We start from the raw sequence: 19,853 nt of genomic DNA on the forward strand, positions 1-19,853 counted from the left end.
CCGACGAAGGTGTCCAAAATCATTAGGCCAGTTCAGCTTGACCCGCGATGAGGCCGTTCAGTCCGCCGCCAACCCGTTGGCCAGCAACTGCGCTTTGAGCTGCGGCCGATAATTGCGCGCATAGCAACGACCGATACTGCCCGACCAATTCTGCCCCTCAACCCGCCCGGCAACTTGCCAATGCTCCATCAGCGCAGCATCGTATGCCTCGATCGCCGCCGGCAACGCTTGGGCGTCATAGCGCTCGTCATGACGAAACGAAGCCAAGGGCAAACGCGGTTTTTGCAGCGCCGGCTGTTGCACGTAACCCAGCGCAACCCCGCACAGGGCAAAGGATTTTTCCGGCAAACCGAGCAGCTCGATCATGCCGCTGGCGTTGGCGCGAATGCCGCCCACCGGCACCACGCCCAAACCCAGCGAGCGCGCCGCGGTCATCAGCATCGAGAGGATGATGCCGCCATCGGTGCAGGCGGCAATCATGCCTTCCAGGTGTTGGTGGATGCACTGCTGGTCACCGCTCAGGCGCGCTGCCAGTTCGGTCTTGTAGAAGTCCACTACCAAGGTGATGAACACCGGCGCCGCGGCAATCCACGGTTGCCCACCGGCAAGCTCGGCGATTTGCCGGCGGCGCTCGGCATCGCGCACCACCACCGCGGAAATATGCTGAGCATTGAACGAAGTCGGCGCCTGGTGGGCCGCCTGGAGGATGGCGTCAAGCAGGTCGTCGCTGATCGGTCTGCTGTGGAAACTGCGCTCGCTGCGGTGGCTGGCGAGCAGCTCGATGGTCGGGTTCATGTGCGCCTCATTCCTTAAGGACTTAGGGGGTTACTGCGCGGGCGCCGTCCTCGGCGAAACCCGGTACACGCAGCGTCGGTCACCTGATATCAGATGTTCGCAGCGCTCGACAAGCGCCTGCTCGCCAAACACCGACTGGAAGATCTGCAACTCTGAGCGGCAAAACCCCTGGCAGCGTGATGCCGCCACACAAATAGGGCAGTGGTTTTCGATGATCAGCCAGCCGTTGTCGCTCTCGACCATTTCCGCCATGTAGCCAGCGCGTTCGCGCAGCTGCACCAGGATCCGCACCTTGTCTTCGATCGTTTCGGCCAGGCTGCAGGCCTGCAGGTATTCGCTGCGGTTGGCGGTTTCCATGCGGGTGATGAGTTGGTCGACGCCTTCATGGCCGAACACCTGTTCGACCGTCTCGATCAGTTGCAGGGTCAGCACGCTGTGGGAGTCGGGGAAGCGCCGCTGCGCGGCTTCGGTCAGGGTCCACTTCTGCGAAGGACGGCCAGCGCCCTTGGCCGGTGCACTGATGCCAGTGATCAGCTCGGCGCTCTGCAGCTTCTGGATCTGCTGGCGCGCGGCTTCAAAGGTGATGTCCAGCAAGCTGGCAAGGTCGGTGGTTTTCAGCGCGCCACGGGTCTTGAGCAAAAACAGGATGCGGTCGGCGGTGGAGCTGGCGTCGGCGGCGGGTGCAGTCATCGTGTGCAAATAACCCTGCGAATAGGCGTTAACGGTCGACCTGTGGCGCCATCCATTGCGCAGGTAACGAGCTTGAGCATAGCCAGTTTTAGCATTGCGATGGTTATTTGTAAAAGGTATCAGCAGTAAAGTTTAAAGCTCGAAAAAATATAAAAGATCGAATTTGTGTTTTTCCAGCCAGCGACTAGGATCATTTCTTAGTTTTGCGCCTGTGGCCGCAGTGAGCACCGCCAACAGCCAGAACCTTGCCGTGCACGGCAGGCCATCGGCCTGGAACATGCAGGAAATGAAACTCAACAGGGAAGTGAGTGTATGAATGCGCAAAAACCGGTGACCATCTATGAACACGCCGAGGAAACCAATGCCCTCAATGGTGTGTTCGACCTGGTGAAACTCTCCGATCAGTACCGCCAGTCGGCCATCCTCCATGCGGCGGTGGCGCACCAGGTGTTCGACCACACCCGCACGCCGGTCAAGGCCGAGGCCGTGAGCCTGGCGCTGGGCTGGGTGGCCAACAAGGGCAAGATCTTCCTCAATGCCCTGGTCGCCATGGGCCTGCTGCAAAAAACCGACAACGGTTTCGTCAACCAGCCGTTGAGCGAGCGCTTCCTGGTCAGCAGCAGTGCTGAATTCATCGGCCCGATCATTGCTCACCAGCGCCTGCAATGGCAGAACTGGCCGCGCCTGGGCGAGATTCTCAGCACCACCCGGTCACTGGACTTTCAGCAGGAAAACCGCTTCAAGCATGACGTCGCCGCCCGCGATGCCTTTAACGATGCCATGGTCCGCTTCAGCCAGCCAATGGTCGATGTACTGCGTGAGCTGTCAGTCTTTGACCAGGCGAAGACGGTCATCGACCTGGCTGGCGGCCACGGTACCTACATCGCCGAGATCGCCCGCCGCCACCCGCAGGTCAGCGGCGAAATCTGGGACCTGGGCGCCACCCGCCAGGCGGCCGAGAGCACCATTGGCAAGTACCAGCTCGAGCAGCGCCTGAGCTTCAAGGAGCGCAACCTGCTCGACCTTGCCCGTTACCAGGACGCGCGCGCCGACGTGGTGATGCTCAACGACTGCCTGCATTACTTCACCCGTGAACAGACCACCACGCTGATCAAGGGCGCCAGCCGGTTGCTCGAACACCACGGCGCCTTGCTGATCCTCAGCATGACCCTGGACGAGGACGAGATTCACCCGGCGCTGTCGGCTGACTTCTCCCTGCACATGATGGTCAACACCGTGAATGGCGAGCTGCACCCGACCCGCTGGCTGGCAAAACAGCTGCAGGATCAGGGCCTGAGCGTCGACCAGGAGCCGATCGGTCGCTACACCCTGCTGGTCGGGCGGAGGGTCAACTGATGCTCAAGTTCATTCTGCTGCACGGGGCCAATCCTGACGCCCGTGCGCTGACCCTGATCGGTGAGCTGGGCCAGGTGGCCAGCGCCGCCGGTTTCGAATTGCACGCTACCGCGCAACTGTCCCGCCAGGGCGAGGCCGATGGCCTGATCGTGCTGCTGGCAAGTGATCAGCAAGCGGCGCTGGCTGCCCAGCTCAAGGCAGCCGAAGCCCTCTATCGCAACACGGCGGTGACCCTGGTGCGCCTGGCCGACAGCCAGGGCAGGGAGCCTGCTGCAGAGGCCATCAACCAGCAGCTGTCGCAGGCTGCGGCCTGCTTCGTCTACCCCTATGGCCTGACCCAGCTGGACAAGCCGCAGTCGAGCGAGGCGCTGAAAACCTGGCTGGCCGGGTACGCGAAGTTTACCGCTGCAGTAAAGATGTGGCGTGCCCTTGAAGGGGTGTCGATCGACGCCGCCGCGCTGGCCCGCCAGCAGCCGCAGCTCAATCACATCAACATCCTGGCCCGTGATCTGGAGGTTTCCCAGGCCTTCTACCGCAACATCTTCGGCGCGCGCTACTGCTACAACCTCGGCCCGCGCAAGGTGGTGATGGAGCTAAACGGCTTTGATTTCTTCATCGAGCAGAGCGCCGAGTTCAGCTACCCGCCGGGCTATCACATCGGCATTCGCGCCTTGCCCGAAGACGTCAAGCGCATCGCCGAGCGGGTCACCGCCAATGGCTCGATCAAGCTGGTCAAGGGCAACGGCCCGGCGCCGGGTTATCACCATGGCCCGGATAACGTGCGCAGCGCCGTGTACTTCGAAGACCCCGATGGCCTGGTGGTCGAAGTCTACAGCGCGGAAATCGAGATGATCGAAACCAATCGCCGGCTGCTGCTCGACCAGCTCTGAGGCTACCCCTGGGTACTACGTCGTGGGCCGAACCGGGTTCGGCCCCGTCGTGGGCGTCGTTACTCAAAACAAGGTGCAAGGATGAACAGTCTCAAGGATCGGCACTGGCCGCGGCTCCCCAGCCCGCTGCCCAAAGATGTTACCGACCGGGTGCTGATGGGCTACCCGGAACATTACCTGGAATACCCGCTGGTGGAGCAGGTGGGGCTGGCGATCAGCTCGATGCTCGATACACCGGTCGAACAATTGCTGGCGCTGCTTGAAAGCGCTGGCGCGCCGCTGTACCGGCGCATTGCCGCTGGCGAAGTGCTGGGCTTGCGCGGCGACCCGCGCATCGATGTGTTCAACCCGCAGATGATCGACATTCCCGCTGCGACCGTGCAGATCGGCCTGGACCCTGCAAGGGTCGGCCAGGTCATGGACGACTTCGAGGGCCTGGGCCTGGACCGTAGCTGGATCGAGAAGGAAACCCCGCTGCACAGCGTCGATCTGGACCGCTACCGCATCGCCCGCTTTGCCGTGACCAACAGCGAGTACCGGGAATTCTTGCTCGACACCGGCCACCCGGCGCTGCCCAGCAGCTGGGCCTTCGGCCGCTACCCGCTGCAGCGCGCCAACCACCCGGTGTACAGCGTCAGTGACACGGACGCCGATGCCTATGCGCAGTGGTTGAGCCAGCGCACCGGCCGACGCTTCAGCCTGCCCACCGAAGCCCAGTGGGAACATGCCGCGGCCGGGCCCCAGCGCCTGCAGTTTCCCTGGGGCGAGAGCTTCCACGCCGAATACGCCAACACCATCGAACTGGGTTACCTGGACAGCACCCCGGTGGGGGTATTTCCCCAGGGCGCCTCGGTGTTTGGTGCGCTGGACATGGCCGGTAACGTCGAGGAATACGTCGCCGATGACTATCGGCCGTACCCCGGTGGCCCGCAGATCAACGACGACCTGGTGCTGGATGTCGGTCGTCACCGTATCGCCCGTGGTGGCAGCTTCACGCGCTTTCGCGACCTGGCGCGCAACCCTCGGCGACATGGGCGCTACCCGCGACCGATCTATGTCATGGGCTTTCGCCTGGTAGAAAACAACAACTGAAACATCTGTCAATCGTGCGAGGTTTGATCATGAACAACGACGTTTCGCTGCACACCAAGGTGCCGATTTCCATTTTGGGCGGTTCGGTCGACGCTCACTTCTTCGGCTTCAAGGGCTTCGACAAGCACAACGAGCATTTTGCCGTCGGCATCAACCTGGACAAGGCCGAGGTGCCGCTGGTGCGGGTGCATTCCGAATGCATTACCGGCGATGTGTTCGGCTCCCAGCGCTGCGACTGCGGCCCGCAATTGCAGGAGGCCCTCAACACCCTGAACGTGCAGGGCGGCTACCTGATCTACCTGCGTCAGGAGGGCCGTGGTATCGGCCTGTACTCCAAGTTCGAGACGTACCTGCTGCAGGACCGTGGCCTGGACACCTATGAGGCCAATCTCGAACTCAACCATCCGGCGGATTCGCGCAGCTTCAGCCCCGCGGCGCAGATGCTCAAGGCCCTCAACGTGCACCGCTGCCGTCTGCTCACCAACAACCCCGACAAGGTCCAGCAGCTGCGTGATGGCGGCATCGACGTGGTCGACCAGGTGCCGACCGGGGTGTTCCTCACCCAGCACAACCGCAACTACCTGCTGTCGAAGGTGGCCAAGTCCAGCCACTCCATCAAGCTTTGATTGTTCTCTGAAGAAAAAAGGATTTTTCGATGAAACACATAGGCCCTATCAGCGGCATTGCCGCCCATGCAGCAGAGTTCGTGGCCACCGCCGGCTACGACAACCAGGTCATCCTGTGGAACGCCCGCACCGGTCTGCCGATCCATCGCGTGCACCATGATCACCTGGCCAACCAGTGTGCCTTCAGCGCCGACGGCAAGCACCTGGTCAGCGCCAGCAGCGACTACACCGCGCGGATCTGGGAAGTGCCGAGCATGCGCCTCAAGGCGGTGCTGTCCGGTCACCAGGACGACGTCGAGATGGCGGTGTTCTCGCCCGACGGCACGCTGGTTGCCACCTGTTCACGTGATCATGTGCTGCGCATTTTCGATTTGCAGGGCAACCTCAAGGGCAGTTTCCATGGCCACCAGGCCGACGTGATTTCGGTGGTCTGGTCGCCGGACGGCAAGCGCCTGATTTCCAGCAGCGACGATGGCACCGTGCGCCAGTGGGACACCACCAGCTTCGCCCAGTGCGATGAGGTGGATATCGGCGGCGTCGAGACCGACACCATTGCCATCACCCGCAACGGCGTGGTGTTCGCCGGCGACGACGAGGGGCGCATCTCGATCATCGGCCAGGGCCAGGTGCGCAGCGTTGCCGCCCACGACGCCGGGATCAAGCGCATCGTCTGGAACGATGACAAGCAACTGTTGGTGACCCTCAGCTACGACCGTTCGGCAATTCTCTGGCGCTTCGATGCCCAGCACAACCTCAGCAAGCTGCGCAGCACCGCGCTGCCGAGCATCATCTGGCCGCGCAGCTGCGCCTTTGTTGGCGAAGAAGAACTGGTGTTCGCCACCTTCGGTTCACGCTACGCCACCTGGAACTACGAGCGTGACGAGTGGAGCGTCGACGGTATCCAGCCCGCGGTCAGCATCAACGCGGTGGTGACTGCCCAGGGCCAGCAGTACAGCATCGGCGATGCCGGCTTGCTGTTTCGCGACAACAAGCCGGTGACCGGGGTCGGCAGCCTGTGCAACTTCCTCCTGCCGTTCGGGCCGCTGCTGTTGACCGGCGGGCAGATGGGCCAGGTGTTCGATGCCCTCAGCGGACAGCTGTTGTACCAGCACCGCTCGCCCCTGAACTGTGGCACCACCTTTGAAAAGGATGGCGTGCCGCATGCGTTGATCGGCACCTACACCGGCGAAGGCCTGGTGTTCATCCTCGACGGTCGCGACGGCCTGAAGCTGGTGGCTTCGATCGCCATGCACGACAACGCCATCAAGGGCGTGGCCGCCAATGAGCGTTACCTGTTCAGCGTCTGCGCCTCGGCCGACGCCGCCTTGCACCGCATCGACGACTTTAGTTGCGCCCGCCACATCGACAACGCCCACGCGCGGATCTCCAACGGTTGCTGCCAGATCGAAGGCGGCTTTGCCAGCATCGGTCGTGACCTCAAGCTGCGTCTGTGGCTGGAGGGCGGTGATGAGGTCTACGATTCGCCGCACCAGCACTCGATCAAGTGCATCGGCGCCTCGGCCGATGGCGCGATCATCGCCACCGCCGCCTACAACGGCACCGTGGCGCTGTTCAACCTGGCCACGCGCAGCTGGCAGCCGCTGCAACGGCCAACCGCGAGCGGCATTTCCTGTATCACCCACAGCGGCCAGCAGCATGATTTTCTGGCCAGCTCCTATGACGGCAACATCTATGGCATCGCCGCCCGGCGTGCTTCCTGAGTGCGAGGAGATCGGTCAATGAGCAAGCAGGCAGTGGATTTCATGGAGCCTTCGGCGTACCGCAAGGCCCTCGATACCTCGTTCGTGCACCGCTATAGCCATGGCGAGGACGAGTGGTCGTGGGACATCGGCATGGCCCGGGCGGCGCGGGTTTTCCTCGCGGCGCTGGGCGACAAGCCCGACCAGCGCATCCTCGATGTCGGCGTCGGACGTGGCCGCGATGCCTCGGAGTTCATCCAGGCCGGGCACCGGGTCACCGGCCTGGACATCGTCGAGAACTCCAGCTGGCCGCTATTGCGCAAGCGCTGGGGCGAACGCCTGGAGCTGGTCAACAGCGCTTTGCAGGACTGGCAGACAGCGGACGGTCGGCAGTTCGACGCGGTACTCGACAACGGCTGCTTCCACCATCAGCACCCCGATGAGTGGGATGCCTACCTGGCGCATATGCGCAGCCATGTGCGCAAGGGCGGTCTGATTGCCCTTAACGTCTTTGGCGTGGACAGTAGCAACCCGGTACCGGGCTGGCGCGAGATGGACAACCAGCGCCAGGGTTACTTCTTCACCGAGCAGGGCATCCGCGACAGCCTCGAAGGCTACGGCTTTGCCTGGCAGGAACTGGTGGTGATCGAACGCCAGCATGGCGACGCCATGTACCTGCTGGCGCTGGTCCGCAACTGAGGGTGATCACGGCCGGGATCTGAGGTTTCAGCTCCCGGCCGTTCTGTTTACTTCCTGCAGATCAGGCCGATCTGCAGGCTGTTGCTTTCGAACCCATCCCAGTAGCCCGGCTCCCGGGCATCCTTGCGTTGTTTGCTGATCAAGGGCGCGATCCAGCGGCAGTCGCTGAACCCCGCGGCTTTTGCCGCGTCTTCATACACGTCCTGACGCCAGCGGTAGTAGGTGAAGTCGGCCGGCGGCGTGGACATGAACTGCGCCTTGCAGCGATAGCCGCCATTCACGACATTTTCATCCAGCACACTGATGCCATAGCGGGTGAAGTTGCCCTTGCCCAGGTCGAACGCCGGGTTGGCGGTATAGGCCACCAACTGGCCGCCGGGTTTGAGGTTCTGCGCGGCGCTGCTGAACATCCGCCCCAGCTCCTCGACGCTGCTGGCGTAATTGAACAGCCAGGCAGCGGTAACCTTGTCGTAGGTGCCGATGCGCCCCATCTGCGCCACGTCCCGCACTTCGTAGGCGATGCCGTCGTTGGCCTGGCGGGCCTGATAGATCATGCTCGGCGAAATATCCACGCCGCGCACATGGGCAGCGCCCCAGTCCTTGAGCTGACGGCTGAAAAAGCCGTGACCGCAGGCCAGGTCGAGAATCTCCAGGCCCTGCACGTTGCCGACCATGTAGCGGAAGGTATCGACTTCGATGCCGCGCTGGCTGGCGTGGCTGGTGAAGTCTTCAAACTGTTCGCTGATGCGCTCGTACACCTGTTTGGCTTCTTTCATCGCTGCTCCTTGCATCGGACGGGGGACTCAACTCATCAGGCCAGGGCCCTGGCCGGGTTTCGGGTAAGGCGCCAGGTCAGCAGCAGGGCCAGCGCTGGCGCCAGGGCAAACACGCTGAACAGCCACGTCGAGGCCTGCTGTGCCCCGGCGACGCCGCCGGGCTCGACCAGCCCGGCGCTGTTGCTGACCAGCCCGGCCAGCGCCGCGGACAGGGCGGTGGCGTACAGTTGCACGGTGGTGATCGACGCCGAGGCGAGGTTCTCTTCGCCTGCGCGGGCAGCGCTGAGCACCCGCGTCAGCAGGTGCGGCCAGCCCAGGCCGATCCCTAGCCCGACCCCGGCCAGGGCCAGGCAATACAACGCCAGGCCCGACGCCTGGGCCAGCCACGGCTGTTGCGGGGTCATCAGCGCCAGCGCCAGCAGGGCCACGAGGATCACTGCCGGGCCGAAGCGGATCATGCGCTCGGCGCCAGCACCTGTGCGGCTGGCGCTGAACAACGCGGCGACGGTCCAGCCTGCGGCCATGGCCGCCGTCATATAGCCGGCGGCAAGTGGGCTCAGGCCGTGAATTTCCTGAAGAAAATAGGGGACGAATATTTCCGTGGTGATCGCCGCGATCAGCAGGCACATCACCGCGTACAGCGCGCCCAGCGGCGTGCCCAGTGCGTAGGCGCCGGTGGGCAGCAGGCGTCGGCCAGGGGTATGGTCGAGGCGGGCGATGAGTGCGGCAAGGGCCAGCCCCGCGCCGATGCCGATCAGGTTCCAGAGCAGCTGCGTCGACAGGCTGGCGGCGGAAATCGCCAGTACTGACGCCACCAGGCAGGCGATCAGGCCATAGGGCGGACGGGATTGCGAGCGGGCGGCAACCTTGTTGCTCAACTGACTGATGACGATCAGCGCCAGCAGCGCCGCCACCGGCAGCAGTGACCAGAATGCCCAGCGCCAATGGCCGCCCTGGGCAAAGATGCCACCGACCGCCGGTCCGCACAGGGTGGCCACGCCCCACATGCCGGACACCAGGGCCATGGCCCGCGGCCACAGGCGTTCGTCGAATACCAGGCGGATCAGCGCGTAGCTCAGGGCAAACAGGATGCCGCCGCCCAGGCCCTGGACGCTGCGGCCGATCAGCAGCACCGGCATGCTGGGCGCTGCGGCGCAGATCACCGAGCCCAGGGCGAACACTGCCAGGGCCAGGAGAAAGGCTGCCCGCGCGCCCAGGCGTTCGATCAATTGCGCCGACAGGGTCGAACCAATGATCGAGGTGGCGACGAACAGGGTGGTGCTCCAGGCATAAAAGGCCAGGCCGCCGATGTCGGCAATCACGGTCGGCAAAATGGTGGTCACTATATAGACGTTGATCGCATGCAAGGCCACACCTCCGGCCAGGGCAATCGAGCGCAGGGCGTTGCGCCCGCGCAACAATTCAGCCCATGAAGCGGGGGCAGGGGGATGGGCGGTGTTCATGCGCGGCTCCTTCGCAGGTGGGGTTTCGAGTGGCTGAAAGTCTAGGTGCAGTCGCACTATTACACAATGTATTGCTTGTATAAATAGACCGCGCGACTGGCCTTGGTTTTGCTACCATCGCGTTTTTTTACCGCCCGCTCGCTGAAGCGTCGGGCGGCTGACTGGCAAGGCCGAAGGAGAGCAGTATGATCATCACTACCACAGGGACCATCGAAGGCCGGGAAATTGCCGCCTATCTGGATGTGGTCAGCGCCGAGTCGGTCCAGGGTATCAACGTGGTTCGCGATATTTTCGCCAGTTTCCGCGACTTTTTCGGTGGCCGTTCACAAACCCTGGAAAGCGCGCTGAAAGAGGCACGCATCCAGGCCACCGATGAAATCCGCGCCCGCGCGCGCAGCCTGCAGGCCGATGCAGTGGTGGGCCTGGATTACGAAATCAGCATGCCGTCGGCGCGCGGTGGCATGGTCGTGGTGTTTGTCACCGGCACCGCCGTAAAGCTCAAGTAAGCCTCTCAAGTCACCCTGGGGTGCGACAAAATAGCCCGGCCATTGGTCGGGCTTTTTTGTCTTTGCCCGTGTGGTCCGTAAATGACCGGCTAGTCTCAGAATCACCAGGGTCAGTGCTTTTCTGGGCAATCATCTGTTTGCCGGTACTGATCCGCTGTCGGAGGGAGACTGGGGCATGGTTGACTTGTTCAATGAGGACAACGGCGACGCTTTTCCAATCAACAATCTAATCCGTTGCGGGCAGAGCGGCTATCGGCTGGGTTTTACCAACATGACGCAGGAAGACGCACAGGTGCGCCTGAACGCGCTGCAGCGTAGCAAGAAGGGCAAATTCACCCCGCGCTTGCCCGCGAAGAAGTAAACGAATCGTCCACCACCCCGCCCAACGGCGGGGTTTTTTTTGCATTGTTTGACCTTGCGCAAAGGTTGCGTGGCTCGCACTCGCCTGATGCCGGGTTGTGTGCCTTACTATCGCCGCCATCAATACAGGAGCCATTCGATGCGTATCAGGGAAGAGACTTACTGGAACTGGGCCGACGCACAACTGCACAGCCGCAGCCATGACGAACAGCTCAGTGACGGGACCAGCCTCGACGTACAGGTAAGGCTGTCGCGTACCGGCGCCACGCAATTGTTCCTCGGCATCTATACGCGCCAGGGCAAGGCCATGGTCGAGGAGTACTACGACAACCGCCCCTGTGAAACCATGACGCGCGCCATGGTCTGGGGCGTCGACCGGGCCAGGGCACTGGCTACCGGGGCGTTGCCACTGGAGAAGGCGCCATTGCGCCGTCAGGCCTGAGGGTGACGGGCGCGGCTGGCCTGGACGATGCGCTGGGCCGGCACGCGTAGCTGGCGCAGCAGGTACTCGGCGAACTCGGCAGAATAATCCTGCAGGGCAATCGCCTGTTCCATGCAGTTCAACCAGATGGCGCTGTGGTTTTCATCGATCGGCCATTGGGCATGGAAGGCCGGGATGGCGATCGGACCATAGCGTTCACTGAACAGCCGCGGGCCACCGAGCCAGCCACTGAGGAAGCAGGTCAGCTTGTCGCGCGAGGCATCGAGGCTTTGCGGGTGCATCTGGCGCACGGCCAGTGCCTCGGGGTTCTCATCCATCAACCGGTAGAACGCATCGACCAGGCGGCGCAGGCCGTCGATGCCACCGGCGGCCTGGTAGGAGGCATCACCGGTGCCGAAAGCAGGTTGGGTCATAAGCGGGCTCTTGTGCAAAGCGCCATTCTAGCCAGGTACCGGGATAAATAAAAAAGGCTCTTCACGGAATCCAGGGTTGGGATGTTGAGGCTTAGCCCCCCAGGATTCCGTGAAGAACCATAAAAAAGCCCAATCCGCAGGGATTGGGCTCAAGCGTGGCTGGGGCAGTGCTGCACCCCAGCGACCCTTAGCAGAGACGGTCGATCACCGCGACGCCAGGAGTGTTCTGCAGCGCAGCCCATTCGCTTTGCAGGGTCTGCAGAACCCGTCCGACATACTGGGTGTCGGCAGCGGCTTTCTTGCCGACGTAGCCCTGGCCGCGACGGTACATCTTCAGGCGGGCACGCATGTTCGGGTTGCATTGCTCGAACTGCGTTTCGTCGCTCATGCTTTCCAGGCTGTCCAGGCGAACTTCACCCGATTCGCAAACCCAGAGGATGTGGCTGTCGAGAGTGTCCTTGCGCGCGGCGAACAGCCGGGCCAGTTCTTCAACAGTCGGTTGATTGTTCAGATTCATCATAAAGCCCCCTAGACCATTCGTTGTTTGTTCGCACTTGGCGCATAACATGTAGCGTTAAATGAAAGCTGCTACAGCAGCGTCACAACTGGGGGCTTCTACACGCTGCCTTTTGGGCAGTACCCATCCGCACACAGCTCATGGATCTGTCGAGCTGCCTGGAACACCCTTGCCAGTACCCCCGATCGGGGAGACGACCTCATCATGCAAGGGGCGACGAACGGCGTCAACAGGTTTTGTAGTGTTTTTTTTGATGCACTACATCTTGTCCGACAATGCCTCGAATTCGGGGCATTGACACGCATCAGTCTGCGTTAAAGCGATCTGCAGGATCATGGCTGCACATGTTCTGCAGGGAGTTACCCATGAATTCGCCGGCCAATGCGCCTGTCTCTCAAACCGCCGGAACCCGCATGCCTATTGGCCTGCTGGTGGGTATCGCGGCCCTGGTCGGGGTGCTGTTGCTGCCGATGCCCGCCGACCTGCCAGTGGCCGGCCACCGGGTGTTGGCAATCCTGGCCTTTGCCGTGGTGGTGTGGATCACCGAAGCGGTGTCGTACGAAGCCAGTGCGATCATGATCACCTCGCTGATGGCCTTTTTGCTCGGCACTGCGCCGACCGTGGCCGACCCCTCGGTGATCTACGGCTCCTCCGCAGCCATTACCCTGGCCCTGACCGGGTTCTCCAACAGCGCCCTGGCCCTGGTGGTGGGTGCCTTGTTCATCGCCGCAGCCATGACCCACACCGGCCTGGACCGACGCATCGCTCTGGTGACGCTGTCGAGTATCGGTGTCAGCACCCGGCGCATCCTTCTCGGTGCTGTCGCGGTCACCGTGCTACTCAGCCTGGTGGTGCCCAGCGCCACGGCGCGCAGTGCCTGCGTGGTACCGATCATGATGGGCGTGATCGCCGCCTTTGGCGTCGACAAGCGCTCGAACATCGCCGCCGGGATCATGATCATCGTCGCCCAGGGCACCAGCATCTGGAACATCGGCATCCAGACCGCGGCGGCGCAGAACCTGCTGACCGTCGGCTTCATGGACAAGATGCTCGGCGCCCGGGTGTCGTGGATCGACTGGTTGATCGCCGGCGCGCCCTGGGCGTTGATCATGTCGGTGGTGCTGATCGTGCTGGTGCTGAAAATGCTGCCGCCCGAGAGCGACGCGATTCCCGGCGGCAAGGCGGCAGTGAGCAAGACCCTGGCCGAACTCGGGCCGATGACCGCGGCGCAGAAACGCCTGCTTGGCGTGTCGCTGCTGTTGCTGCTGGCCTGGGCCACCGAGGGCAAGTTGCATCACTTCGACACCACCTCGACCACCTATGCCGGGCTGGTGATCCTGCTGCTGCCACGGATCGGGGTGATGACCTGGAAAGACGTGCAGGCGCGCATTCCCTGGGGGACGGTGATTGTCTTTGGTGTCGGCATCAGCCTGGGCACCACCTTGCTTACCACTCAGGCCGGGCAATGGCTGGGCGCGCAGGTGGTGGCTCATACCGGGCTGGATCAACTGGGCACCCTGGGGGTGTTTTCGATCCTCGCGGCCTTCCTGATTCTGATCCACCTGGGCTTTGCCAGCGCCACCGCGCTGACCTCGGCGCTGCTGCCGATACTGATCGCCGTGCTGCAGACCCTGCCGGGTGACTTCAGCCGCCTGGGCATGACCATGGCCCTGGGTTTCGTGGTCAGTTACGGCTTTATTCTGCCGATCAACGCGCCGCAGAACATGGTCTGCCTGGGCACCGAGACCTTCACCGCCAAGCAGTTTGCCCGGGTGGGGATTGTGGTGACCTTGATTGGCTATGGGCTGATGCTGGTGTTTGCCGCTACCTGGTGGCAGTGGCTGGGCTGGATGTAAAGGGCCAAGATTGCGACCGCTTCGCGCTCGATCGCTGGCAAGCCAGCTCCCACAGTTCCGGTGTACACAAATCTACTGTGGGAGCCGGCTTGCCGGCGATGGGCTGGCAGCAGCCCCCGAATCTAGAAGTTCGCCGGGGTGTTGGCGCTGATGATCTCGGCCTCATCCTGGCCGATGTTCTTGAAGCTGTGGGGCAGGGTGGTGGGGAAGTAGTAACCGTCGCCGGAGTTGAGGATGCTGACCTGGCCATCCACCCGCAGCTCGATGGTGCCACGGGTCACCAGGCCACATTCTTCGCCCTCGGCATGCACGATCGGCTCACCGGAATCGGCACCTGGCGCATACAGCTCGCGCAACATGCGCATCTGCCGGCCTTCGACACTGGCACCCACCAGCAGCATGCGCAGGCCACTGTTGCCAAGGTCGGGCTGCTCGTTGGAGCGGAACACAAAGCGCTCTTCGCGGATCGGCTCGTCGAAACTGAAGAACTCCGCCAACGACATCGGAATGCCTTCAAGCAGTTTTTTCAGGGAACTGACCGAAGGGCTGACGCGATTCTGCTCGATCTGCGAGATCGTCGAGTTGGTCAGGCCACTGCGCCGAGCCAGCTCCCGTTGGGAGAGTTTGTTGCGTTCACGCACCAGTTTGAGTCGTGTCCCCGTGTCCATAGCCGCCTTATGTGTCAAAAATTTTGGGCGAAGCATTAAAGCACATTCCGTTAGGCTATAGCGGTCCGCCTGTAGGGATGGATGGCCGCAGGTGTTGCGGGCCTGATTTTGCACGCCACAACGACAGGGAGTGTTGGATGAGCCAGCTTGAACCTATCCCCGAGGGCAATAGCAGCTTGCGCGAGTACGCCAGGCAGTTGAGTGATGGTTTGCTCTGGATAAATGATCGTGCCTGGCCACTAGGGGGGTGTCTGCTATTCCTGTCCGGGCTCTATCTGCACCAGTACATCCAGGTCGAGAAGATCCCCTTGAGTATTACTTCGGGGGCGGTGATTACGGCATTGCCAATCATGTTTGCCATGATGATCTTCGTGATCGTGGTGCTCAGCACCAACATCCTGCTGCCGACCATGGTGCTGTTCCAGCGCCTGGATGCCAAGGGTAGGCGTCTGGCTGATCAGTTGGAGGGGAAGAGCCGGGGCGCAGTGAGCCTGGCGTGGCTTGCGGGCTCCCTCGCATTGGCATTGTTCCTGGCGTTTTCCGGGTATTTCGTGATTCAGATAGGCCCCATGGACTGGTACTGGCTGGTGCTGTTGCCGGTCGGGCTGATTGCCATAGCAACCTTTGTAGGATTTATCCATTGGCTGGTTCCTACGGATCTCGACAAGCCCGAACGTGGCGAGTTTTACACGATTGCTTTGTGCAGCGCCGGGTTGCAACTGCTGGTGCTTCTGCAAGTCACAGCTGTCGTCGAAACACTGGTGGGCGAGCTGGCCGGCTCAGCCTCGACATTCCTGCCGATCATGGCTCTGGAAGTGCTGGTGCTGGTGATTGTGCAAGTCCTGGTGGTGGCAATGATGGTGCATTTCCATCGGCAAAAAAATGTCTTTCGCCCTTTGATGGTGAGCTTCACTTTGCTGCTGATGGTTGTGGGGCTGTTCCCCGAAGCAGCTGCAAAAATTGGCGGTTACGCCCTGCAAGTGTCGGGCTCGGGCGGCAGGACCTGCATTGTGCTCAATACCGAGCAGGGGCCGACCGAGTCAATGAAAATCCTCGCCGAGGCCGACGGCATCTATTACGCGCGGCCTATCACGGCGACGACAAAGGAACTGCAGTTGATCCGCCGCGACACCGTCAAGGGTTTCGACGAATGCGCGAAACCCAAACCCGCTCAGCCCTGACGCCGCGGCATCGGCCAAAACCCCACCAGCAATAACAAGGCACCCACGATCAGGTATGGCAGGCGTGGATCGACGGCGTAGATCAGGGTTCCGGCCAGCGGCCCGATGACCACGCCCAGGCCCTGCACGGCGCCGATGGAACCGGCCGTGGCGCCTTGTTCGGAGGCGTCCATGGCATTGGCCGCCAGCGCCGAGAACGCCGGGAACACCCAGCCCATGCCGCAGGCCGAGAAAAAGAAACACGCCCACAAACCCACGGCGCTGGTGGCCAGGGCGCTGGCGGCAAAGCCCACGGCGGCGATGCTGGCGCCGACGCGGATCATCCGCAGCGGTGGCCACTCGAGTTTGCGCACCAGGATCTGCGACAGGATCAGCGCCACGCCGACCATGGTCAGGGCAACCCCGGCGGTTTGCGCCGCATCGGCCGGGTCCATGCCCAGACGGTCGAGGGCGAAGAAGCCGACGGTGATTTGCGCCACCGAGACACTGAGCATCGCCACGAAAGCCACCAGCAACGGCTGGCGCAGGCGCGGGTCGGCCAGGCGTACCGGGCGGGGTGGCTGCTTGAGGTGCAGTTCCTGACGCTTGAGCTTGAGCAGCAGCACCAGGAACGCCAGCATCGGTAGCACCGCCATCACATAGAACGGCAGGCTCAGGCTGTAGCGGGCCAGGACCGCTGCCAGCGCCGGGCCGATCACCAGGCCGAAGGCGTTGGCCGCACCCAGCGAAGCCATTGCCCGAGCGCGGTGCTGAGGTTCGATGTTATCGGCAATCAGCGCCGCGCCAGCGACCGGCAGAGCGGCGTAGAAGGCGCCGATCAAGCCGCGGCCAAGCACCAGCCCGGCAAAGGCCAGGGCGACACTGGGCAGCAGGTGCAAGGCGGTATCGATGAACAGGCATAACGCCCAATAGGCCGCGGTGAAGCCTGCGGTGCCAAGCAACAGCACCTTGCGCCGTCCCAGCCGGTCACTGGCTCGGCCCCAGGTGTGTGCCAGGAGCATCCAGATCACCCCGGCAACCGTCACCGCTGCGCCGGCCTGCCAGGTGGCCAGACCGAGCGTGCGGGCAATCGGGCCGATCAAGGACACGAAAGCCATCATCGCCATGGTGCAGGCCATGTTGGCCGCCAGTAACGGGCGTAGGTCGAAGGTAGATCGCTCGGGTTCGTCGAGCATGGCAGGGTCCGTTGCGGTGGTCATGGGCTATCCAGGGCAGGTGAGGGCAAGGCGGTCGACGACCGGCAGAAGATGATAACGATTGTCATCTGTCGGCGTCGACCGCAAATCACCTGCGTCAGAAATCGCCTTTGAGGGTCACCATGAAATTGCGCGGCTCACCATAGAAGTTGCCCCAGGCCAGGGCGCCGACGCTGGAGTAGTAATGCTTGTCGAACAGGTTGTTGCCGTTGACGGCGATACTCCAGTTGTCGTCCAGCTGGTAGCCCAGGCGCGCGTTCCAGATTGCATAGCCGGGCTGTACGGTTTTCGCCGCGCGGTCCTGGTAGTGGTTGTCGCTTTGCGCATTGACCCCACCGCCCAGGCTCCAGCGTTGCAGCGGGCCGTCCAGCTGATAGTCGGCCCAGACCCGCAACAGATGGCGTGGCACATAGCTGGCGGTGAAGGTCGCGTCCTGGCTGTTGGTATTGGTCTTGAGGTATTCAAGCTCGGTGTAGGTGTAGCCGGCCAGCACCTGCAGGCGCTCGGCCAGCTCGCCGCTGAGTTCGGCCTCGAAGCCCTGGGCGCGGACCTTGCCCTTGTCGCTGTAGCAGTAGCCGTCGGAGGAGCCGGCGCATACCGAGTTATAGTCGGCTTCGGCGCGGTGCGCCTCGATGGTGCGGAACAGGTTGAACGCCGCGTTCAGGCCGCCATCGAGCCATTCGCCCTTGATCCCCAGCTCGTAGTTGGCGCCGGTCTTGGGTTGCAGCGGGCTGCCCTGGGCGTCGGTGTAAGTGCCTTGCGGCTGGAAGATATCGGCGTAGCTGCCGTACACCGACCAGGTGTCGTCCAGGTCGTAGATCAGCGCAGCAAACGGCGTGACCTGGCCGTTTTCCTGGCTGCGGTCATGCTGCCAGTAGTCCCAGGCCTGGGTGTAGGAATCGCGCTGGCTGCGGTACCAGCTGACCCGGCTGCCAAGCACCAGGGTCAAGGGCTCGGCCAGTTTCAGGCGCAAGGTGGCATAGGTGCCGATCTGCCGGGTGTCGCTTTCCACCGGCAGCGGGCCGCCGCGGTAGGAGGCGGTCTGGTACAGGCTGTCCGGCGGCTTGGGAATGTCGCGGTTGGGCGCGAACGGGTCCATGGTGGTGCCAAGCAACTGGGTCATGTTGATCAGCGCGTAGGTGTCGCTGCCCTTGGCCCGGCTGGCGTTGGCACCGATGATCAGCTCGTGCTCCAGGCCCCAGGCGTTGAATTTGCCATCCAGGTAGGCGTCCATGCCGTAGTCGTGCTGGTCGTAGTCGAACAGGCCGGAGTACAGCGGGTTGTTGGCCGAGCTGCTGCCGACCGGCACGCTGCCCAGGGTCATGGCGTACTGCATGTCCTGGGTGTTGTGGCTGTGCATGGCCGCGACTTTCAACAGCCACTGGTCATTGAAGTGATGGGTGAGGTCGGCGAACAGGTTGACCCGCTGGCTTTCCCAGCTGTTCCAGGTCGCGCCCAGGCAGGTGGAGCGCGACAGCTTCAGGTCCGAACCATCGCTGTAGCGCGGCAGGCCCTGCCAGCACGGGGTGGCATTGAGCTTCTCGTAGGCGGCGCCGATGCCGAGGGTGGTGGCGTCGTTGAAGTCGTAGTCGAGTGCGCCATAGACCACCTGGTCGTCGCGCTTGCCCATGTCGTAGAAGTATTGGCGGTCCTGCCCGGCGACCACCAGCCGGCCACGCAGGCTGCCGGACGCGTTCAGCGGGCCGCCGGTGTCGAGCTGGGCGCGGTAGTTGTCCCAGGAGCCTGCCGAAAGGCTGACGCTGGTAGCGGCCTTTTCCTGTCCGCGCTTGCGGATGAAGTTGACGCCACCGGCGGAGCTGCCGGAGCCCTTGAGCATGCCGGCGGCACCGCGCAGCACTTCGACGCGGTCGTAGTAGGCCATGTCGCTGGCAAAACTGTTGGCCTGCACGTAGTTGCCACCGAGGTCCAGCGGCACACCGTCGTACTGGTACTGGCCGGCAAGCATGAAACCGCGCGAGTAGAAGTATTTACCGCCCATGGGCGAGTCATGCACGGTGATCCCCGGGGTTTTCTCCATCACCTGTTCGAGGGTGGTGAGGTTCTGCTCATCCATCATCTTGCGGGTGATCACCGTCACCGACTGCGGCGTCTCGCGCAGTGAGTGCTCGCCCTTGGCAAAGCTGACCTGGCGCACCGTGAGGCTGTCGGTGGTTTCCATGCCGGTGTTGAGGGTGCTGGCGCCGATGGTGGTGGCGCCCAGTTCCAGTGCACCGTTGCTGGCCGGCAGCGGGCGGATCGAGTAGCTGCCGTCAGCCTGGCGGAACGCTTGCAGGCCGCTGCCGGCGAGGATCTGGCTCAACCCTTCGAGTACCCCGAAGCGGCCCTGCAGGCCTTGGCTCTGCAGGCTGGCGGTCAACTGTGCGTCATACGACAGGTTGACTCCGGCCGCTGCGGCAAAGCTGCCCAGCACCCGGCTCAGGGAACCCGCTTCAATGGCGAATACCTGGCCGCTGCTGGTGCTTTCGGTCTCTGCGGCCTGGGCAATGGCGAGGGGTAGCAGGGGCAGGACCAGGGCGGCAGCCAGCAGGTGGCTGCCAATCAGGTGGGGTAGAAGGGCACGGGGGAAGCGGGGTTGCATGGAAATCCTCTTCGTTCGCAAATGAGAT

The 19,853-nt window shown here is 62.9% G+C and carries 20 protein-coding genes; 11 read left to right on the top strand and 9 right to left on the bottom strand.

Annotated elements, in window-relative coordinates; translation table 11 throughout:
- Positions 1 to 57 precede the first annotated feature (57 nt).
- Positions 58 to 795, bottom strand: a complete 738-nt coding sequence (locus tag ABM562_RS18400) for a nitroreductase family protein (protein ID WP_115087479.1) — start codon at positions 793 to 795, stop codon at positions 58 to 60.
- Between the two features lie 30 nt (positions 796 to 825).
- Entirely contained in the window at positions 826 to 1,485 is a 660-nt protein-coding gene (locus ABM562_RS18405; protein WP_233674323.1) for a helix-turn-helix transcriptional regulator, read from the bottom strand.
- A gap of 312 nt (positions 1,486 to 1,797) precedes the next feature.
- On the opposite strand from ABM562_RS18405, the gene ABM562_RS18410 reads away from it, so the two are divergent.
- From ABM562_RS18410 to ABM562_RS18435, 6 genes are all read left to right on the top strand, one after another.
- The gene (locus ABM562_RS18410) at positions 1,798 to 2,841 is read left to right on the top strand and encodes a methyltransferase (protein ID WP_460422886.1); all 1,044 of its coding nucleotides are present in this window, start codon (positions 1,798 to 1,800) and stop codon (positions 2,839 to 2,841) included.
- The gene (locus tag ABM562_RS18415) at positions 2,841 to 3,731 is read left to right on the top strand and encodes a VOC family protein (RefSeq protein WP_115087476.1); all 891 of its coding nucleotides are present in this window, start codon (positions 2,841 to 2,843) and stop codon (positions 3,729 to 3,731) included. Before ABM562_RS18410 ends, ABM562_RS18415 begins: the two co-directional genes overlap by 1 nt.
- An 81-nt stretch (positions 3,732 to 3,812) precedes the next feature.
- Positions 3,813 to 4,823, top strand: coding sequence for a formylglycine-generating enzyme family protein (locus tag ABM562_RS18420; RefSeq protein WP_115087475.1), 1,011 nt, complete (start codon positions 3,813 to 3,815; stop codon positions 4,821 to 4,823).
- Positions 4,824 to 4,852: 29 nt separating this feature from the next.
- The gene (gene ribA, locus ABM562_RS18425; RefSeq protein ID WP_115087474.1) at positions 4,853 to 5,449 is read left to right on the top strand and encodes a GTP cyclohydrolase II RibA; all 597 of its coding nucleotides are present in this window, start codon (positions 4,853 to 4,855) and stop codon (positions 5,447 to 5,449) included.
- A gap of 29 nt (positions 5,450 to 5,478) precedes the next feature.
- Positions 5,479 to 7,170 carry a WD40 repeat domain-containing protein gene (locus ABM562_RS18430; protein ID WP_134062182.1) on the top strand — a complete coding sequence of 564 codons (1,692 nt, stop codon included), beginning with the start codon at positions 5,479 to 5,481 and terminating at the stop codon, positions 7,168 to 7,170.
- An 18-nt stretch (positions 7,171 to 7,188) separates the two neighbouring features.
- Positions 7,189 to 7,848, top strand: coding sequence for an SAM-dependent methyltransferase (locus ABM562_RS18435; protein WP_115087472.1), 660 nt, complete (start codon positions 7,189 to 7,191; stop codon positions 7,846 to 7,848).
- Between the two features lie 47 nt (positions 7,849 to 7,895).
- Here the strand turns inward: ABM562_RS18435 and ABM562_RS18440 are convergent, their stop codons facing one another.
- Positions 7,896 to 8,624 (bottom strand): class I SAM-dependent methyltransferase, encoded by a 729-nt coding sequence (locus ABM562_RS18440; protein ID WP_115087471.1) that lies wholly within the window; start codon positions 8,622 to 8,624, stop codon positions 7,896 to 7,898.
- Positions 8,625 to 8,659: 35 nt separating this feature from the next.
- On the bottom strand, positions 8,660 to 10,087 hold the full coding sequence (locus ABM562_RS18445; RefSeq protein ID WP_115087470.1) for an MFS transporter: 1,428 nt from the start codon (positions 10,085 to 10,087) through the stop codon (positions 8,660 to 8,662).
- Positions 10,088 to 10,272: 185 nt separating this feature from the next.
- Here ABM562_RS18445 and ABM562_RS18450 point away from each other — a divergent pair, with 185 nt between their 5' ends.
- The 3 genes from ABM562_RS18450 (at position 10,273) to ABM562_RS18460 (ending at position 11,395) form a co-directional block, all read left to right on the top strand.
- Entirely contained in the window at positions 10,273 to 10,593 is a 321-nt protein-coding gene (locus tag ABM562_RS18450) for a YbjQ family protein (protein ID WP_115087469.1), read from the top strand.
- Positions 10,594 to 10,768: 175 nt separating this feature from the next.
- Entirely contained in the window at positions 10,769 to 10,954 is a 186-nt protein-coding gene (locus tag ABM562_RS18455) for a hypothetical protein (RefSeq protein ID WP_115087468.1), read from the top strand.
- Between the two features lie 138 nt (positions 10,955 to 11,092).
- The gene (locus tag ABM562_RS18460; protein ID WP_115087467.1) at positions 11,093 to 11,395 is read left to right on the top strand and encodes a hypothetical protein; all 303 of its coding nucleotides are present in this window, start codon (positions 11,093 to 11,095) and stop codon (positions 11,393 to 11,395) included.
- Here ABM562_RS18460 and ABM562_RS18465 read toward each other — a convergent pair.
- Both ABM562_RS18465 and ABM562_RS18470 read right to left on the bottom strand, forming a co-directional pair.
- Positions 11,386 to 11,808, bottom strand: a complete 423-nt coding sequence (locus tag ABM562_RS18465) for a group II truncated hemoglobin (protein ID WP_233674324.1) — start codon at positions 11,806 to 11,808, stop codon at positions 11,386 to 11,388. The genes ABM562_RS18460 and ABM562_RS18465 overlap by 10 nt on opposite strands.
- A 187-nt stretch (positions 11,809 to 11,995) precedes the next feature.
- Complete coding sequence (locus tag ABM562_RS18470) at positions 11,996 to 12,328, bottom strand: hypothetical protein (RefSeq protein WP_115087465.1); 333 nt, start codon at positions 12,326 to 12,328, stop codon at positions 11,996 to 11,998.
- Positions 12,329 to 12,738: 410 nt separating this feature from the next.
- On the opposite strand from ABM562_RS18470, the gene ABM562_RS18475 reads away from it, so the two are divergent.
- Positions 12,739 to 14,181 (top strand): DASS family sodium-coupled anion symporter, encoded by a 1,443-nt coding sequence (locus ABM562_RS18475; protein ID WP_205125907.1) that lies wholly within the window; start codon positions 12,739 to 12,741, stop codon positions 14,179 to 14,181.
- 122 nt (positions 14,182 to 14,303) lie between these two features.
- Here ABM562_RS18475 and ABM562_RS18480 read toward each other — a convergent pair whose 3' ends face one another.
- Positions 14,304 to 14,849 carry a cupin domain-containing protein gene (locus ABM562_RS18480; protein ID WP_038995852.1) on the bottom strand — a complete coding sequence of 182 codons (546 nt, stop codon included), beginning with the start codon at positions 14,847 to 14,849 and terminating at the stop codon, positions 14,304 to 14,306.
- A gap of 137 nt (positions 14,850 to 14,986) precedes the next feature.
- Here ABM562_RS18480 and ABM562_RS18485 point away from each other — a divergent pair, with 137 nt between their 5' ends.
- Complete coding sequence (locus tag ABM562_RS18485) at positions 14,987 to 16,030, top strand: hypothetical protein (protein ID WP_233674326.1); 1,044 nt, start codon at positions 14,987 to 14,989, stop codon at positions 16,028 to 16,030.
- Here the strand turns inward: ABM562_RS18485 and ABM562_RS18490 are convergent.
- Together ABM562_RS18490 and ABM562_RS18495 are read right to left on the bottom strand one after the other, a co-directional pair.
- Entirely contained in the window at positions 16,021 to 17,229 is a 1,209-nt protein-coding gene (locus tag ABM562_RS18490) for an MFS transporter (protein ID WP_460422891.1), read from the bottom strand. The genes ABM562_RS18485 and ABM562_RS18490 overlap by 10 nt on opposite strands.
- A 94-nt stretch (positions 17,230 to 17,323) precedes the next feature.
- Positions 17,324 to 19,825 (bottom strand): TonB-dependent siderophore receptor, encoded by a 2,502-nt coding sequence (locus ABM562_RS18495; RefSeq protein WP_460422893.1) that lies wholly within the window; start codon positions 19,823 to 19,825, stop codon positions 17,324 to 17,326.
- Between the last annotated feature and the right edge of the window lie 28 nt (positions 19,826 to 19,853).

This window comes from Pseudomonas sp. ZL2, from assembly GCF_054788455.1.

Coding starts and splice junctions, on each gene's coding strand:
- ABM562_RS18400 (WP_115087479.1), bottom strand. CDS start 795: ATGAACCCGACCATCGAGCTGCTCGCCAGCCACCGCAGCGAGCGCAGT.
- ABM562_RS18405 (WP_233674323.1), bottom strand. CDS start 1,485: ATGACTGCACCCGCCGCCGACGCCAGCTCCACCGCCGACCGCATCCTG.
- ABM562_RS18410 (WP_460422886.1), top strand. CDS start 1,798: ATGAATGCGCAAAAACCGGTGACCATCTATGAACACGCCGAGGAAACC.
- ABM562_RS18415 (WP_115087476.1), top strand. CDS start 2,841: ATGCTCAAGTTCATTCTGCTGCACGGGGCCAATCCTGACGCCCGTGCG.
- ABM562_RS18420 (WP_115087475.1), top strand. CDS start 3,813: ATGAACAGTCTCAAGGATCGGCACTGGCCGCGGCTCCCCAGCCCGCTG.
- ribA (WP_115087474.1), top strand. CDS start 4,853: ATGAACAACGACGTTTCGCTGCACACCAAGGTGCCGATTTCCATTTTG.
- ABM562_RS18430 (WP_134062182.1), top strand. CDS start 5,479: ATGAAACACATAGGCCCTATCAGCGGCATTGCCGCCCATGCAGCAGAG.
- ABM562_RS18435 (WP_115087472.1), top strand. CDS start 7,189: ATGAGCAAGCAGGCAGTGGATTTCATGGAGCCTTCGGCGTACCGCAAG.
- ABM562_RS18440 (WP_115087471.1), bottom strand. CDS start 8,624: ATGAAAGAAGCCAAACAGGTGTACGAGCGCATCAGCGAACAGTTTGAA.
- ABM562_RS18445 (WP_115087470.1), bottom strand. CDS start 10,087: ATGAACACCGCCCATCCCCCTGCCCCCGCTTCATGGGCTGAATTGTTG.
- ABM562_RS18450 (WP_115087469.1), top strand. CDS start 10,273: ATGATCATCACTACCACAGGGACCATCGAAGGCCGGGAAATTGCCGCC.
- ABM562_RS18455 (WP_115087468.1), top strand. CDS start 10,769: ATGGTTGACTTGTTCAATGAGGACAACGGCGACGCTTTTCCAATCAAC.
- ABM562_RS18460 (WP_115087467.1), top strand. CDS start 11,093: ATGCGTATCAGGGAAGAGACTTACTGGAACTGGGCCGACGCACAACTG.
- ABM562_RS18465 (WP_233674324.1), bottom strand. CDS start 11,808: ATGACCCAACCTGCTTTCGGCACCGGTGATGCCTCCTACCAGGCCGCC.
- ABM562_RS18470 (WP_115087465.1), bottom strand. CDS start 12,328: ATGATGAATCTGAACAATCAACCGACTGTTGAAGAACTGGCCCGGCTG.
- ABM562_RS18475 (WP_205125907.1), top strand. CDS start 12,739: ATGCCTATTGGCCTGCTGGTGGGTATCGCGGCCCTGGTCGGGGTGCTG.
- ABM562_RS18480 (WP_038995852.1), bottom strand. CDS start 14,849: ATGGACACGGGGACACGACTCAAACTGGTGCGTGAACGCAACAAACTC.
- ABM562_RS18485 (WP_233674326.1), top strand. CDS start 14,987: ATGAGCCAGCTTGAACCTATCCCCGAGGGCAATAGCAGCTTGCGCGAG.
- ABM562_RS18490 (WP_460422891.1), bottom strand. CDS start 17,229: ATGACCACCGCAACGGACCCTGCCATGCTCGACGAACCCGAGCGATCT.
- ABM562_RS18495 (WP_460422893.1), bottom strand. CDS start 19,825: ATGCAACCCCGCTTCCCCCGTGCCCTTCTACCCCACCTGATTGGCAGC.